The organism is Janthinobacterium sp. BHSEK (assembly GCF_056174685.1).
This window is the reverse complement of sequence record NZ_JBWBYV010000065.1, coordinates 33,800-47,725: the sequence shown is the minus strand read 5'-3', so window position 1 is coordinate 47,725 and position 13,926 is coordinate 33,800. Positions and strand designations below refer to the sequence as shown.

The following is a 13,926-nucleotide window of genomic DNA, read 5'->3' as shown; positions in this document are numbered from 1 at the left end:
CTCAGGATCCGATGTATCGGTAATGCAGGCGCAGCGCGCCATCGTGGCCGGACATTTCCAGGTGCAAGATCGCTTCGCCCGGCTTGCCGTCGGCCAGCAGCATGCATTCCAGGCCCAGCGGGCCGGCGTCGGTGGCATACACGTCGACGCCGGGACGGCCGCCCTTGCCCGGCACAAACGCTTGCGCGAGCGGCGCCAGGGACAGGGCCGCTGCCCGCGCAAAATAACTGTCGAGCATGTCGACGATCTCCGCGGCCACGGCCGGCGACAGGCCCCAGTCGCGTTGCAGCGCAACAGGATCGCGCCGATCGAGCGTTTGCACGAAGGCCGCGGCCTGCGCGTATGCCAGCTGCCGCAGGCTGTCGGTAACCGCCATTTCCATAGAGTGACTCCTGCCTTATCCATTCAACAGGCGCCATTATAGTGCCTCGCCGCGGCCATGGTCGATCCGTTTCGCATTCATAATCAAACGACCCACCCCTTATTTAAAGCGCCATTTTATTATCTACCGCACCGCAATAATATAAATGAACCGCGTGATATTTGGTGAGTATCCTGGAAATATAATCGCGAATACGATTCAATTCGAGTTGACGCCTATTTATTCCGGCGCCAATATCGAATGGCCATATACCATGGCATACAGCGCAAGCAGTACTTAACCATCACAAGAGGATAGTACAATGCAAAACCAAACCAAATTGTTCGCGTTCAAGCTGGCTGAGAAACAGGTAGAAAAACAAGCGGCGCCCGCCACCGTCTGGAAAGTGCGCGACGGCGTCGCCGTTGCCGGTTGCACCGCGGTCGGCACCAATGATCAATATCGCGACTCTTCGCGCCTCAAGCCGAACGACAGCGGCCAGTATTGCTGATTCCCGGCACGCCATAACCCCGCCGGGCGCGGGGCTTGCCTATATTCTCCCATATTCAAACTGGCGCCGTGCGGCGCGGCTTTTCCGCGCGCGATGAATATATCAACGCCTTTCAATTGGAGATTCCATTTTTTAAAAGTAGCTATCGGCAAAAATCGAAACACCACCATTAATAGAGGATCTCATGCACGATAAAACCAAGCTGTTTGCTTTCAAACTGGCGGAAAAGGAGGCAGGCAAGGAAGTCAAGCAACCATGGCAGGTGCGCGATGGCGTAGCCGTGGCCGGCTGCACGTATTACGGCGATCCGGAAGATTACAATCTGCGCGACAGTTCGCGCTTTGCGCCCAACGATACGGGCGTGTATTGCTGATACCGTAGCCAACTGAAGGCCTTGCCACGGCAAGGCCTTTTATTTTCCTTCGCCGCAGGCCCCTGAATGCATAAAAAGGTATTGATTATCAGCCATAGCGGCGATTTGCATGCCGACCTGGTTTCCCGTATCCTGGCCGCCCGCGGCCATGCCCCCTTCCGTATCGACCTCGATGCCTTCCCCCGCGATTACCAGCTGTGCCAGCGCCTGCTGCGCGGCCAGGCCAGCGCGCGCCTGCGCCGCCTGCCCGACGGCGACTGGCTGGACCTGCGGCAAGTGGGCGCCGTCTGGCTGCGCAAGCCGGCCGACTATGCCTACGCCAGCGCCGACCTGACGCCGCAGGAGCGCGCCTACGCCCGGCTGGAAACGGAGCAAGCCATCTTCAGCGTGCTGTACGGACTCGATTGCTACTGGCTCAGCCATCCTCTCGCCCTGCGCGGCGCGCAATGGAAGGGCGAACAGCTGGAAAGGGCCGCGCGCATGGGCTTTCGCGTACCCGCCACCATGATCAGCAACGTGCCCGACGACGTGCGCGCTTTCCGCGCCGCCGTTGGCGGGCCCATCATTTTCAAGAGCATGTCCACGCCCACCCTGGCGGCCGAAACCGTCGAGGATGCAGACAGGGTCAGCGCGGGCATCGGCACCACCGTCGTCGACGACGCCATGCTCGACAGCCTGGACGCCGTCGGCGAACTGAGCTGCCAGTTCCAGGAATATATCGCCAAGCAATACGAACTGCGCATCACCGTGATAGGCCAGAAACTGTTTGCCGCCCGCCTGTATTCCCAGGACGATGCGCGCACGGCCATCGATTCGCGCGACATGTCGGCGCCCATCCGCTATGAGGCGGCCACCTTGCCGGACGAGATACACCAGCGCTGCCTCGCTTTCGTGCACAGCTATGGTCTCGAGTACGGCGCGCTGGACCTGATCGTCACGCCCGAGGGCGAGTATGTTTTCCTGGAAAACAATCCTGTCGGGCAATTTTTATATGTGCAACAACTGCTGCCCGCCCTACCCCTGCTGGAAAGCGTTGCCGATACCCTGATCGAAGGAGCCGTATGCCACAGCCAGACCTGACCCTGCTGCCGGCGCAGCTGTGCGCACTGGAGCAGGCGCGCGACAGCCGCGCCATCGTCCTGGCCGCCTCGCACCTGGACATGGAACTGCTGCCCGCCCTGTACCAGCTGTGCCAGGGCATCGGCCCCGTGGCGCGCCTCGACGTGGTGCTGCACGGACGGGGCGGCATCGTCAACGCGGCGCGCCGCATCGCCCTGCTGCTGCGCCAGCATGCGCGCCACCTGAGCTTTATCGTGCCCTTCCACTGCCAGTCGGCCGCCACCCTGCTGGCCCTGGGCGCCGACGAAATCATCGCCGGCGACCTGGCCTTGTTCTCGCCCATCGACCCGCAGCTCGACGGCGTGGACGGCGGCTCAATGTCCAGCCTGGACATCAAGGTCTTCGGCGACATGGCGCAGCAGTGGTTCGGCGTCGATGCCGGCGAAGCGCGCCAGCAATCCTTGTCCCTGCTGTGCGGCAGCATCTTTCCCCCGTCCCTGACGGCCTTTTACCGCACCACGCTGGAACTGGCGCAGATCGGCGAGGAATTGCTGGCGTGGCAATTGCCCGATGCCACGCCAGAGGCGCGGCGCGCCATCGTCGCGCAACTGGTGACCGGATACCACTCGCACAACTATGCCTTGACGCGCGAAGAGCTGGCCCAGCTGGGGCTGAACATGGCGCGCGATGCCCAGGCTGAACGGCTGGGCTGGGCCATCTCGGTCCAGTTGCAGGCGAGCATAGGCGGCGCCCTGCGCAGCGCGCCCGACGAGGCGTGGAACGATGCGCTGCTGGCCTCGCGCGACGGCGTGCAGCTGCGGCGCCAGCGTCCGGGCGGCTTCGCGCCCCTGTGGACTACGCAAGCGCAGCCGCCATGCTGACGGCATTGCTATCTGATACTGCGCGCTGCTGCATCGCCTTGCTGCTGTTGGCGGCCGGGGTGGGCAAGCTGCGCAGCTATGCTGCCTTCCGCGGCAACCTGGCCACCTCGTTCGGCCTGCCGCCCGCCGCCGCTGCCTGGGCCGCGCCAGCCCTGGTCACGGCCGAACTGCTGCTGGCGGGCTGGATATTGGCCGGCGGCACGCATCTGCCGATGCTGCTGTCGCTATTGCTGCTCAGTACCCTCACCGCCGTGCTGGCCTGGCGCTACTTCACGCACAGCGTGGTGCGCTGCAGCTGCTTCGGCGAAGCGGCGCGGCCCGTGTCGCACTACGACCTGCTGCGCAACGTGCTGGCGGTCGCCATCAACGGCGCCTACTGTGCGCTGGCGCAGGAAACGGCCTTGCCCGTGGCCACCACTGTATTGGCAGCCGGCCTGGCCGCCATCGCCTGCGTGGCCATCATTTCCCTGCACGACATCGCCACCCTGGCAAAGGCGGACTGATGGATGCCACCACATTGCAACTGGTGCTGGCGGCACTGGCGTTCGCCATCGCCGGCAATATCTGGCTCAGCCTGGCCGTGCTGCGCGCCAGCCGCCGCGAACGCATCGTGCCCGCGGCGCTGGCGCCGGGCGAGCCCCTGCCTGCCGTGCCAGCCCGCGCGCTGGCTGGCGGCGCGCCTTTTCAGCCGGGCGCTGGCGGCCAGGCGGCCGTGCTGCTGTTCCTCGCCAGCCGCTGCCCGAAATGCGCGGAAAAGCTGGCCGGCATCGAACGGCTGCTGCCGCTGGCGCGGGATGCGGGCCTGGCCGTGTGGCTGCTCAGCGAGGAAGTGCCGCGCCGCCTGCGCGCCTTCCTGCCCGACGGCCCCTTGCGGGCGGCGGCGGCACGCGTCAGCCTGCGCGACTACCGGCGCCTGAATCCGCTGATGAGCTCTCCATCCTATCTTTTTGTCAACCATGAGGGCATGCTTGAGGCGAGCGGCCTGATCGGCGACGAAGACTGGCTGGCCCTGGCGCAGCAGCTGGAACAGGAAGCACGTCCCGAGGAGCAGGCGGCATGAATGCCGCTCCCCACCTGGAACGCCTGCGCCTGCTGTACCCCGTGCGCTGGCGCATCGCCGCCGGCCTGCTGTGCATGGCCCTCACCGTGGGCGCGCAGCTGGCCTTTCCGCAAGCCATCGCGTATTTCATCGACCACGTGGCGGAACTGACGCGGCGCGGCATCACGCCCGGCATGGCGGCCGCCATGCTGGCCTTCAGCGTGCTGTATGCGCTGGCGTCGGCTGCCCGCTTCTACCTGCTGCAGTCGAGCGGCCACATGGTCGTCATGGGCGTGCGCCGGCGTCTGTTCGACGTGGTGATCAACCAGCCCATCGCCTTCTTCGACAAGCACCATGGCGGCGAGCTGAACAGCCGGCTCACATCCGACGTGTCGGCCCTGCACGAAAGCCTGACCATCGGCGCGGCCAATGCCTTGCGCTCGCTGTGCGTGTTTCTGGGCGGCATCGCCATGCTGCTGCAGCTGTCACCCATGCTGAGCCTGCCGCTGGCCCTGTTCATTCCCATCAGCCTGTATTTCGGTAAGTTATCAGGCAGCAATTACCGGCTGCGTTCGCGGGCCATTTCCGCCAGCCTGGCCGCCAGCGGCAAGGTGGCGCAGGAATATTTCGCCCATGCGCGCCTGGTGCAGGCCTTCAACCAGCAAGGCGGCGCCATGGCCCGCTATGCGCAAGCCATGCGGCAACTGCTCGACGTGTCGCTGGCCGGCACGCGGCTGCTGGCCGTGTTCCAGGGCGCGCAGGGGCTGCTCGCCTTCGTGGCCCTGCTGACCACCCTGTGCTTCGGCGGCCATCTGATCGGTCAGGGCCAGCTGACGGTGGGCCAGCTGACGGCCTTCGTCATCTATGCCAGCATGGTGACGGACACGGCCGGCTCCATCAGCGAATTCTGGAACACCTGGATGCGCACCATGGGCTCGACCGACCGCATCTTCGAGATCCTGCGCAGCCACCGTCCCGTGCCCGACGCGGCGCCGCAGCCGCCGCTGGCCGGCCATATCGCGCTGCGCGATGTGCGCTTTTCCTACCCCGAGCGGATGCAGGCGACGGCCCTCGACGGCGTCAGCCTGTCCATCCGGGCCGGGGAAAAGATCGCGCTGGTGGGCGCCTCAGGCGCGGGCAAGTCCACCATCGCCAGCCTGGTACTTGGCCATTACCAGCCCGGGGCCGGCAGCCTGCTGTTCGACGGCATCGATGCGCGGGTGCTGGGCCTGGCGCAGCTGCGGCGCCAGATGGCCGTGGTGGAGCAGGAGCCGGCCCTGTTTTCCGGCAGCATCGCGGACAATATCGCCTTTGCCGTGCCGGACCGCCAGGTGACGCGCGACGAAATGCTGGCAGCGGCGCGCCTGGCGCACGCCCACGACTTCATCGAGACGTTTCCGGAAGGCTACGACACCGTGGTGGGCGAACGGGGCGTGCAATTGTCCGGCGGACAGAAGCAGCGCATCGCGATTGCCCGCGCCATCCTGCGCGCGCCGAAAATCCTGATTCTGGACGAAGCCACCAGCGCGCTCGACGCGGCCAGCGAACAGCTGGTGCAGCGGGCGCTCGATACCCTGATGCAAGGGCGCACCACCATCATCATCGCCCACCGCTTTTCCACCATCGTCAAGGCCGACCGCATCATCGTCATGCAGGATGGCAAGATCTGCCAGCAAGGCACGCATGCCCAGCTGCTGCGCGCGGGCGGCCAGTATGCGCGGCTGATGCAGCAGCAGCTGTCGCAATTCCAGCAGTTGCATGACAGCACGGCCACGCTGTAGAGTGGGCACGATGAAAAAAACCTACCGTGGCAGCTGCCACTGCGGCACCGTGCGCTTCGCGGCCGAGATCGACCTGGCGGACCCCAGCCTGCGCTGCAACTGTTCCTATTGCCTGAAGATCCGCTGCTGGGCCAGCCAGGTGCCGCCCGCTGACTTCCGCTTGCTGGCCGGCGAGGAGGCCTTGAGCGAATACCGCTTCGGCGCCGGCCGCGAACGCCACTATTTTTGCCGCCACTGCGGGGTGCGCCCGTTTGGCCGCGGCGATTCGCCCCGCAGCGGCCCGTTTGTCGGCATCGGCGTGAACTGCCTCGACGATGCGGCGGTGGCCGAGCTGGCCCGGGCGCCCGTCACCTTTGTCGATGGCTGGCATGACGACTGGGACACGCCGCCGCAGGAAACGCGGCATCTGTAGATAATGCAAATCTAGAAATGGTTGTCAGCTACCACGGAGTTTTCCTACGTGGCGGCAAGGAGTGTCCCTATGGTTAAGCCCGACGCGGGCGGCGAGAATCGTCGCAACGGTGCCGCACGGCGCCGGAGCGCAGGCAGGAGCATCCGCCCCAATGTCGGACCGGATGATGACGCAGACTAACCATAGGGGAATGACCATGACTTCGAACAGCAACGACAAATCCGGCAGCCAATCGGACAAACAGCAATCGGGCAGCCAACAGTCGGACAAGCAGTCCGGCAGCCGCCAATCGTCGGGCGGCACCCAGGGTGGCACGCACGAGCAGCATGTCGAGGCGGGCCGCCAAAGCCACAAGAATGACGGCGACAGGCAATCGGGTTCGCAGCAGTCGGGCCAGCAATCGGGCCAGGGCAGGAGCGGCAGCGAACAATCGGGTTCCGGCTCCGGTTCTCGGGGCGGCACGCACGAGCAGCACGTGGAAGCGGGACGTCAAAGCCACAAGAATGACGACAAATCCTGATTCCCGGGCAGTGTGATTGCCGGCAAGTCAGCCGGTCATCCGTAGCAGCATGGACCGGTGCGGCGTGGCCGTGCCGCTCCATGGGTGTGCTACGGCCGCCCCGCTATTTTGCACCCGCCCACACAGATGGCGCGCGAAAGGCCGTTGTCTGGATCGGCATTCTGGGCGATAATTACGCCCATGAACGATACCACTACCTTACCCCCATTGCCCGATCGCCTGTCGATCGACCCGAGCAGCCCTTACCACGTTGCAGCCGTGTTCGAGAACGACGTCGGCATCCGCTTCAACGACAAGGAACGTCTTGACGTGGAAGAATATTGCATCAGCGAACGCTGGATCAAGGTCGCATCCACCAAGTCCCTCGACCGCCGCGGCCGTCCGCTGCAGATCAAGCTGAAAGGCAAAGTCGAAGCGTTTTACCGCTAAGCAACACCTGCAGTTGTCATCGAGGCCGATTTTCATCGGCCTTTTTTGCGTCCGCCGCTTTCCGCTCAGGCAGTGCTGGTGACCAGTCCGGCCGCGGCCGCCATGGGCAGCCACAGCATGGTGTCGGCCAGCACCTCGTCCGGCGCCCTGCCGCTGGACTGTGCCGCCTGCCGCGCGCACTGTGCCAGCGGCGCGCCGCCGGCCAGCGCCTGCAGGCAGTCAAACTGCCAGGGCTGCAACTCGTGCATGGCAAGCCGGTAATGCATGCGCGAAATGGCCACGTAAGCGGAACTGGCCTGCGGCTGGGCCGGCACGGCAGCGTCCGGCGCGGCCTGCACCTGTTGCCAGAATGCACACAAGGGAAATGACAGGGCCAGCAGCCGCGTGCACGGCGCCAGGCGCCAGGCCGGCGCATTTCCCAAAAGCAAGTCCAGACCGGAAGGCAGAACGGGCTGCGCCCGCTTTTCCAGCCCCGGCGCCCTGCCCGCCTCGCTGCGCGCCCGCTCCAGCCGCGCCAGTTCGACGGGAAAGCGCAAGGCCGTCCCCTGCGCGCCGGCCGCGCCCTGGCTGGCGGCGAGAAAATCGGCAAAGCCGCCGCCCAGGTCATACAGGGTGGGCGACGCGGACGGGTGGCGCCAGACATAGGCGCGGGCAAAGAAGGCGAACAGCTCGTCGCCCATGACCTTGCGCAAGACGGGATAGTCGGCTTGCAGGCATTCGAGCAGGCGCTGCACGTAGCCGTCCGCATGGATGTGCAGTGGCGCCGGCCCGCCCCGCGCCCGTTTCAGCACTTGCTCCTGCGTCAGGCCGTGGCGCTCGCTGGCCAGCTGCGCACCGCGCGCCACGCCGCCCGGCGCCGTCATGGCCGTCAAAAACCACGCCTGCAACTGCACCAGCGGGGCGCGGGCATCCCCATCGGCGCTACGGGGCATGGGCCGCCTCCAGGTGAAAGCCCAGCGGCGCCGGGACGGCGGCGGCAATCTTGGCCGTGGCGGGCGCCGCGTCGGCGAATTCTCCCCGCCCGGCCGCGCGCGCCTTGTCCAGTTCAGCCAGCAGCTGCAGATAGGGCGGGATATCCGCATCCCATTCCAGCAGGGCCGACACGCCGCCCGTCAACTGCTGCGCCAGCGCGTACAGGCGCCAGACGGCGGCCGGCACGGGTGCGTCGTGCGTGTCGATCAGCACGTCGCCGCAGACGGTGGGCCCGGCCAGGTGGATTTGCACGATGTGGTCGTGCGGCAGCTGGCGGATGTAGGCGGCCGCGTCATAGCCGTGGTTATGCGCGCTGACGTGGACATTATTAACGTCGAGCAAAAGTCCGCAACCCGTCTCCTCGGCCAGGCGTCCCAGGAATTCCCATTCCGGCATGCTGGACTGGGCAAACTCCACATAGGTGCTGGGGTTTTCCAGGATCAGGGGCCGGCCCAGGAATTCCTGTACCTGGCGCACGCGCGCGCCCACGTGGCGCAGGCTGGCCTCGTCCAGCGGCAAGGGCAGCAAGTCATGGCTGTTGAGCGAGGCGGCGCCCGTCCAGCACAGGTGGTCGGAAATCCACGCGGGGCGGATCTCGGCGGCCAGCTGGCGCAGCTTGCGCAGGTAGGCCAGGCTCAGCGGATCGCTGCTGCCGATCGACAGCGACACGCCATGCATGACGATGGGCACCTGCGCCGCCACCTGCTCGAGCACATGGCGCGCATAGCCGTGGTTGTCGATGAAATTCTCGCTGATGATCTCGAACCAGTCCACCTGCGGACCGTGTTCCAGGATGTGCGCGTAATGGGGCGGGCGCAGCCCCACGCCCAGGCCCAGGTTCGGCAGGCCCAGGCGCGGCCGCGCCTCGTGCAGGATGCCCCGCATCAGGTCGACGGAGGCAAGGCCAGGCGCAGGTCGGTGGGCGCCGGCGGCGCGCCCACCGGCGTGCCGCGCGCCGCCATCACCTTGCCGTAGGCTTCCCAGGCCTTGTCGTAGACATTGTCGCCGAGCGCGAAGCGCATGCTCTGGCCCAGCGGAATGCTGCGGTGCTCGGGCGCGGGACCGAAATCGTACAGGGTCATGGTGGCGGGTTCGGGCGGGTCCTTCTTCGTGGTGTTCGGATACAGCTGCGAGGCCGAAATCGGCACGGCGCAGCCGCCGAAGCCGCCGCATTTGTTGTCGCTGGGCGCGCTGTAGACTTGATCGTCCTGCGGTGGCGGTGGCGGCACGTAGCACTCGCTGCCCGGCGCCGCGGCAGCCTTGACCGAATGGCCGCAGGAAGAGCCGCCCGTGTCGGGCTGGGCAAAGCCGCAGCCGCCCTGGGCGTGGCAGCCGTTAGAGCCGCGGCAGGTGTGGTAGACGGCCAGCGCGGCGCAGGTGGACGACGCCTCGCCCTCCAGATGCATGCCCTGGCAGGCGTGGTACAGCACGCCCTTCTCGGCCAGCGGCACGCCCGTCGCCAGGTTCGGCGCCTGGCCCAGCACGGCCCAGCAGATGGCCATGCGGTCGCCCGCCCCCACCATCGACGGATACGGAAACTCCAGTTTCTGGTTCAGCCAGTACTTGTCCAGCACGGAAGTGATGCCATAGATTGCGCCCGTGGCCACCGTGCTCAGCATTTGCAGGGTGCCGCCGGCGTCCTTCAGGCGGTTCAGGGCGCCCGCCACGGCAGCGGGCGCGGGGATGTTCTTCGGCGCGGTGGCCGGGTTGTAGCGCTCGTTGGTCAGCATGGCCTCGCTCCAGCGCCCCCCTTCGCTGTGCCAGCCGGCCCAGGTCTGCACGGGCAGCATGGCCTTGACCTGGCCGAAGCGCTCGTAATGGTCGAACGGGGCGCTGTCGTGGCGCGCGGCCGCATCGCGCGATTCGGCGTCCTTGCCATTGTTCGCGTAGGACGGGTAATCGCACTTCAGGGCGGCCAGGTCTTCGCGGTAGTCGGGCTGCACGGCCATCAGGCGCTGCGCCGCGTCACGGCGGTAGCGCTGGATGGCCGTATCGCTGCCCTCGCCCTGGTCGGTGATGGCCGCCATCATGTCGATGGCCTTGTTGAACGAGCCCGTCTGGCCGCCATCCTGGTCCTGCGGGCCGAAGCAGGTGTCGAACTTGGGAAACTCGGCCCGCGCATGGCCCTGCACCTGGCTGTTGAACATGTCCTGCTGCACCGAGCCGTTGACGAACAGCTTGTGCCACAAGGTCTGGCCATCCGTGTATTCGATGCTGATGTAGCGCGCATAGCATTCATACATGTAGCCGATGGTGCCGAACAGGGGCAGGTCATGCACGTGCTTGCCCGGCGTCCAGCCCACGAACGGTACCTCGGGGAAATATTTGGTGTGGTTGTGCGCGTCAAACTTCGCCAGTTGGGCGCGCGCCTGCTGTTCCGGCTGCTCAATGGCGAGGAACAGGTCGCACTGGTTGTCGTTCAGCTCTTCCAGGTTGACGCGCACGTGGCGGTAGTCAGCCGTGTCCTGCAAGTCGACGATGTGCGGGATCAGCGTGCAGTCCTTGCCGTAGCAGGTCCAGCCGTGGTCTTGCGATTGCAGCTCCGAGCCCGTGAAGCATGGCGCCGTGCCGATGGCCGTGGCCAGGTTGGCCGCCATCTGCAGGTGCAGCATTTCCTGGATGAAGACGCTGAAGATGATATTGAAAGCCTTCTGCTCCTTCAGTTCGGGCCGCGCCGTGGTGCCCATGCCCGGCCACTGGCGGCCTTCGTAGTAGGTGATGCCTTTCGAGTTGATCTGGTGCGTGCCCTGGATCGAATACATGGTGGCCATGTACAGGGGAATCGTGAACAGCTCCACGCTGACGGCCGCCTGGGCGATGGCGCGCACGGCGGCAGTGTCGGTGGCCAGCATGTCGAGCGGACGGTTGCTGATGGCGGCCTGGGTGCTTCCTAAAACGGGCATTTTCATTCTGTCTCTCCACAGGAAGGATGCGTTTCGGATATCGGGCCGCGCCGCGCCATCTGCGTGCGCTGCTCACGGCACAGAAATCATACGCCTGAGAAAGATATTTTTGCGGCAAGATTTATGCACTGCTCCAGGCATTGATCTGCATCAATTCAGCTGCGCTTTGGCCGTGAAAATAGGCGTTTTACGCCATCATTCGATGACAATTGAATAGAATCGGCAAAACGCGCGCGTGTATAAGCGCCGCGCCGTCCAACGCCGGCGCGGCGCTTGCATGATGATAGTCAGGCGGCCGGCGGCGGCTGGAAGGCGCAAAAGCCGGGCCACTGGTCGCGGCTGTCGCACACTTTCAGGCAGCCTTTATTGTCCTTGAAGGTGGCGACGACCTTGATGGGAAAGCCATATCTTGGCGTGGTGGCCAGGAAGGCGGACGGGCAGCTTTGCTCGTTGCTGAAACGGAAAGTGATTTCTTCGCGGCGGCCCTTGCGCGCAAAACTCAGCATGAAGGTTTCATTGCTGTTCCACTGCGCCTTGCCCGGCACGCGGAAACGGTAGCGCGGGCTGCCCGGCTGCTGCCCGTCAAGTTTCTGGCCGAAGACGCGGCTGCTGGCCGTGGCCGTCTCGACCTTGGCGATCGGATACGGCACGGCAAACATATAGGTGCCCGCGAAACCCTGGTCGAAGCCCAGGCCCTTCTGGTAGAACGGCACGACGATATGCGGCGCGCCCCCGTATTCCACGCTGTTGCGCGCCGTCATGCGCGACGTCAGCTTGTCATCGGGCGCTTGCCCGATGACGACGTCCACTTCCACCAGGGCCTGGCTCTTGTCGATGTCTTGCGCCAGATAATCCCTGGGGGCGATCTCGCTGTGCACGCAGCCGGCCAGCAGGGCTGCGGCGAGGCAGCCGGCGATCAGTCTAGGTATGCTCATGGCTGTTTTCCCTCCGGCGGCGCGGAAGCGAGGCCCAGGCCCGTCACTTGCCAGCCGCCCTTGCCTTCTTTCCATTGAAATTGCTGGCCGAACCAGGCCAGTTCCAGCTCGCGCCGGATGCGGTTTGAATCCGTGCGGCCCTGGCGCGCCTTGATGGCGGCGCCCGCCTGCGCGGCAGCGGCATCCGACAGCGGTTTCAGCCACCGCTGATAGGTATCGGGCGGCAAAGCGAGCACGCCGGCCACGCCGTCGTCGCGCGTGGCGACGATGATCCCCACCTTCGTCAGCGCATTCGTCAGATACGCGCCGCGCCGCCCGTCGGGCGAGACGGACACCAGCATGGCGGACGCGTAATCGCCGGTGACGCCGCCAGCCACGTCAAACCACAGCAGCTCGCCCGTGCGCGTATCGAGCGCGCGGCCGTCGCGGGCGAACAGCAGCATCTCGGGACGGCCCGGCTGCGGCACGCCCCATTCGGGGTCGCGCTCCGTGCGCACCATGTTGTCGCGCTGCAGGGGGCTGATGGGGCGCATCAGCGGTTCGCCATTCTGCACGCCGATGAGGATGGTGCCCTGACCCGTATAACCCTTGGTGAATGCCAGCAGCATGGGCTGGCCCTCGCGCGTGGCCGCCAGGGGCCGCACTTCCACCACTTCGCGCGCGCCGCCGGGCCAATAACCGTGCTTGCGGAAAGTCAAGGTAACGAGCGGGTCGTGGCGATCGCGCGTGACGACAAAGTCGCCGTATTGCTGCATCACCGGCACGTATGATGTTTGCGCCTGCGCGGCGGGCAGGACGGCGGCAAGCAAGCTGGCGGCAGCCGCCAGACGGCATAAAGATAGGGACAACATGGCATCCTGTGAAGGTCGCACCGGGCGAAGGATGCCATCATAAACGATTCATCGCCAGCAACACTGTCCGATAGCCAACATCAACGGCGCTGGATTTCGATCAGCTCGATCTCGAACAGCTTGGGCCAGAGTTTGCCCGTGACAAACAAGCGCTTGCCCCGTGCATCCCAGGCGATGCCGTTGAGCACGGCGTCGGGATTGGCCGTGCCCCGCTGCTCGGGCGGCAGCAAGCCCGTCAGGTCGATCCAGCCGACAACCTTGCCGCTGGCCGGGTCGATGCGGGCGATCACGTCCGCGCCCCACACATTGGCAAGCAGTTGCCCATCGACCATTTCCAGCTCGTTCAGCCGCTCGATGGGGCGGCCCTCGGCCTTCACCTCGAAGCGGCGCACCTCGGCCATCGTTTTCGGATTCAGCACGCGGATGGCGGCCGTGCCGTCGCTCATGTAGACGAACTGGCTGTCACTGGCCAGGCCCCAGCCTTCGCCCTGGTAGCTGAACTTGCGTTTCAATTTGAAGGTCTTCAGGTCGAAGACATAGCCGGTCTGCGAAATCCACGTCAGGCCCAGGATTTCATCGCCCACGTCGGTGATGCCTTCCCCAAACACGTTTTTATCGAGCATGCTTTTCTGCAAGACCTTGCCCGTCGTCAGCTCCACCTTGCGCAAGGAAGACTGGCCGTTCTGGCCCGTGCTTTCATATAAATGCCCATCCTTGAACAGCAAGCCCTGCGTGAACGCCTGGGGATCGTGCGGATAGGTATTCTTGACGAAATAGCCATATACGGGCAAGGCGGCCTGGGCGTAGCCCATTTCGCTCATCAGGCCTACGGTGCATAACAATCCCAGCAGCAATGAGCCGGCCGTGCGTTTGAGTCTGGTATTGACGTTGATGTTCAT

General features: G+C 65.3%; 17 protein-coding genes. 10 read left to right on the top strand and 7 right to left on the bottom strand.

Annotated features, from left to right (window positions below; genetic code table 11):
- Nucleotide 1: 1 nt before the first annotated feature.
- A complete protein-coding gene (locus tag AC0V2Y_RS22070) occupies nt 2–382 on the bottom strand; it encodes a hypothetical protein (protein WP_475413799.1) in 381 nt (126 codons plus the stop codon).
- 301 nt (nt 383–683) lie between these two features.
- Between AC0V2Y_RS22070 and AC0V2Y_RS22065 the strand changes: the two genes are divergently transcribed.
- The 10 genes from AC0V2Y_RS22065 to AC0V2Y_RS22020 all read left to right on the top strand — a co-directional run bounded on the left by AC0V2Y_RS22065 (nt 684) and on the right by AC0V2Y_RS22020 (nt 7,366).
- The gene (locus tag AC0V2Y_RS22065) at nt 684–872 is read left to right on the top strand and encodes a hypothetical protein (RefSeq protein ID WP_475413800.1); all 189 of its coding nucleotides are present in this window, start codon (nt 684–686) and stop codon (nt 870–872) included.
- 184 nt (nt 873–1,056) lie between these two features.
- Entirely contained in the window at nt 1,057–1,245 is a 189-nt protein-coding gene (locus AC0V2Y_RS22060; RefSeq protein WP_475413801.1) for a hypothetical protein, read from the top strand.
- A gap of 66 nt (nt 1,246–1,311) precedes the next feature.
- Nucleotides 1,312–2,325 (top strand): ATP-grasp domain-containing protein, encoded by a 1,014-nt coding sequence (locus AC0V2Y_RS22055; protein WP_475413802.1) that lies wholly within the window; start codon nt 1,312–1,314, stop codon nt 2,323–2,325.
- Nucleotides 2,307–3,185, top strand: a complete 879-nt coding sequence (locus AC0V2Y_RS22050) for an SDH family Clp fold serine proteinase (RefSeq protein WP_475413803.1) — start codon at nt 2,307–2,309, stop codon at nt 3,183–3,185. Before AC0V2Y_RS22055 ends, AC0V2Y_RS22050 begins: the two co-directional genes overlap by 19 nt.
- Nucleotides 3,179–3,688 carry a MauE/DoxX family redox-associated membrane protein gene (locus AC0V2Y_RS22045; protein ID WP_475418369.1) on the top strand — a complete coding sequence of 170 codons (510 nt, stop codon included), beginning with the start codon at nt 3,179–3,181 and terminating at the stop codon, nt 3,686–3,688. The genes AC0V2Y_RS22050 and AC0V2Y_RS22045 overlap by 7 nt, the downstream gene beginning before the upstream one ends.
- Entirely contained in the window at nt 3,688–4,245 is a 558-nt protein-coding gene (locus AC0V2Y_RS22040) for a hypothetical protein (protein ID WP_475413805.1), read from the top strand. The genes AC0V2Y_RS22045 and AC0V2Y_RS22040 overlap by 1 nt, the downstream gene beginning before the upstream one ends.
- Complete coding sequence (locus AC0V2Y_RS22035) at nt 4,242–6,005, top strand: ABC transporter ATP-binding protein (RefSeq protein WP_475413806.1); 1,764 nt, start codon at nt 4,242–4,244, stop codon at nt 6,003–6,005. The genes AC0V2Y_RS22040 and AC0V2Y_RS22035 overlap by 4 nt, the downstream gene beginning before the upstream one ends.
- Before the next feature lie 10 nt (nt 6,006–6,015).
- Entirely contained in the window at nt 6,016–6,417 is a 402-nt protein-coding gene (locus AC0V2Y_RS22030) for a GFA family protein (RefSeq protein ID WP_475413807.1), read from the top strand.
- 196 nt (nt 6,418–6,613) lie between these two features.
- Nucleotides 6,614–6,937: a hypothetical protein gene (locus AC0V2Y_RS22025; RefSeq protein WP_475413808.1), complete on the top strand. Its 324-nt coding sequence runs from the start codon at nt 6,614–6,616 to the stop codon at nt 6,935–6,937.
- Between the two features lie 180 nt (nt 6,938–7,117).
- Nucleotides 7,118–7,366, top strand: a complete 249-nt coding sequence (locus AC0V2Y_RS22020; protein ID WP_010398340.1) for a DUF3297 family protein — start codon at nt 7,118–7,120, stop codon at nt 7,364–7,366.
- Between the two features lie 65 nt (nt 7,367–7,431).
- On the opposite strand, the gene AC0V2Y_RS22015 is transcribed toward AC0V2Y_RS22020, so the two are convergent.
- From AC0V2Y_RS22015 to AC0V2Y_RS21990, 6 genes are all read right to left on the bottom strand, one after another.
- On the bottom strand, nt 7,432–8,298 hold the full coding sequence (locus tag AC0V2Y_RS22015; protein ID WP_475413809.1) for an HvfC/BufC family peptide modification chaperone: 867 nt from the start codon (nt 8,296–8,298) through the stop codon (nt 7,432–7,434).
- On the bottom strand, nt 8,288–9,223 hold the full coding sequence (gene bufB, locus AC0V2Y_RS22010; RefSeq protein ID WP_475413810.1) for an MNIO family bufferin maturase: 936 nt from the start codon (nt 9,221–9,223) through the stop codon (nt 8,288–8,290). Before bufB ends, AC0V2Y_RS22015 begins: the two co-directional genes overlap by 11 nt.
- Nucleotides 9,223–11,247 (bottom strand): ferritin-like domain-containing protein, encoded by a 2,025-nt coding sequence (locus tag AC0V2Y_RS22005; protein WP_475413811.1) that lies wholly within the window; start codon nt 11,245–11,247, stop codon nt 9,223–9,225. The genes bufB and AC0V2Y_RS22005 overlap by 1 nt, the downstream gene beginning before the upstream one ends.
- A 281-nt stretch (nt 11,248–11,528) precedes the next feature.
- Nucleotides 11,529–12,176 carry a hypothetical protein gene (locus AC0V2Y_RS22000; protein WP_475413812.1) on the bottom strand — a complete coding sequence of 216 codons (648 nt, stop codon included), beginning with the start codon at nt 12,174–12,176 and terminating at the stop codon, nt 11,529–11,531.
- Nucleotides 12,173–13,027: a hypothetical protein gene (locus tag AC0V2Y_RS21995; protein WP_475413813.1), complete on the bottom strand. Its 855-nt coding sequence runs from the start codon at nt 13,025–13,027 to the stop codon at nt 12,173–12,175. Before AC0V2Y_RS21995 ends, AC0V2Y_RS22000 begins: the two co-directional genes overlap by 4 nt.
- 80 nt (nt 13,028–13,107) lie before the next feature.
- The gene (locus tag AC0V2Y_RS21990; protein ID WP_475413814.1) at nt 13,108–13,926 is read right to left on the bottom strand and encodes a glutaminyl-peptide cyclotransferase; all 819 of its coding nucleotides are present in this window, start codon (nt 13,924–13,926) and stop codon (nt 13,108–13,110) included.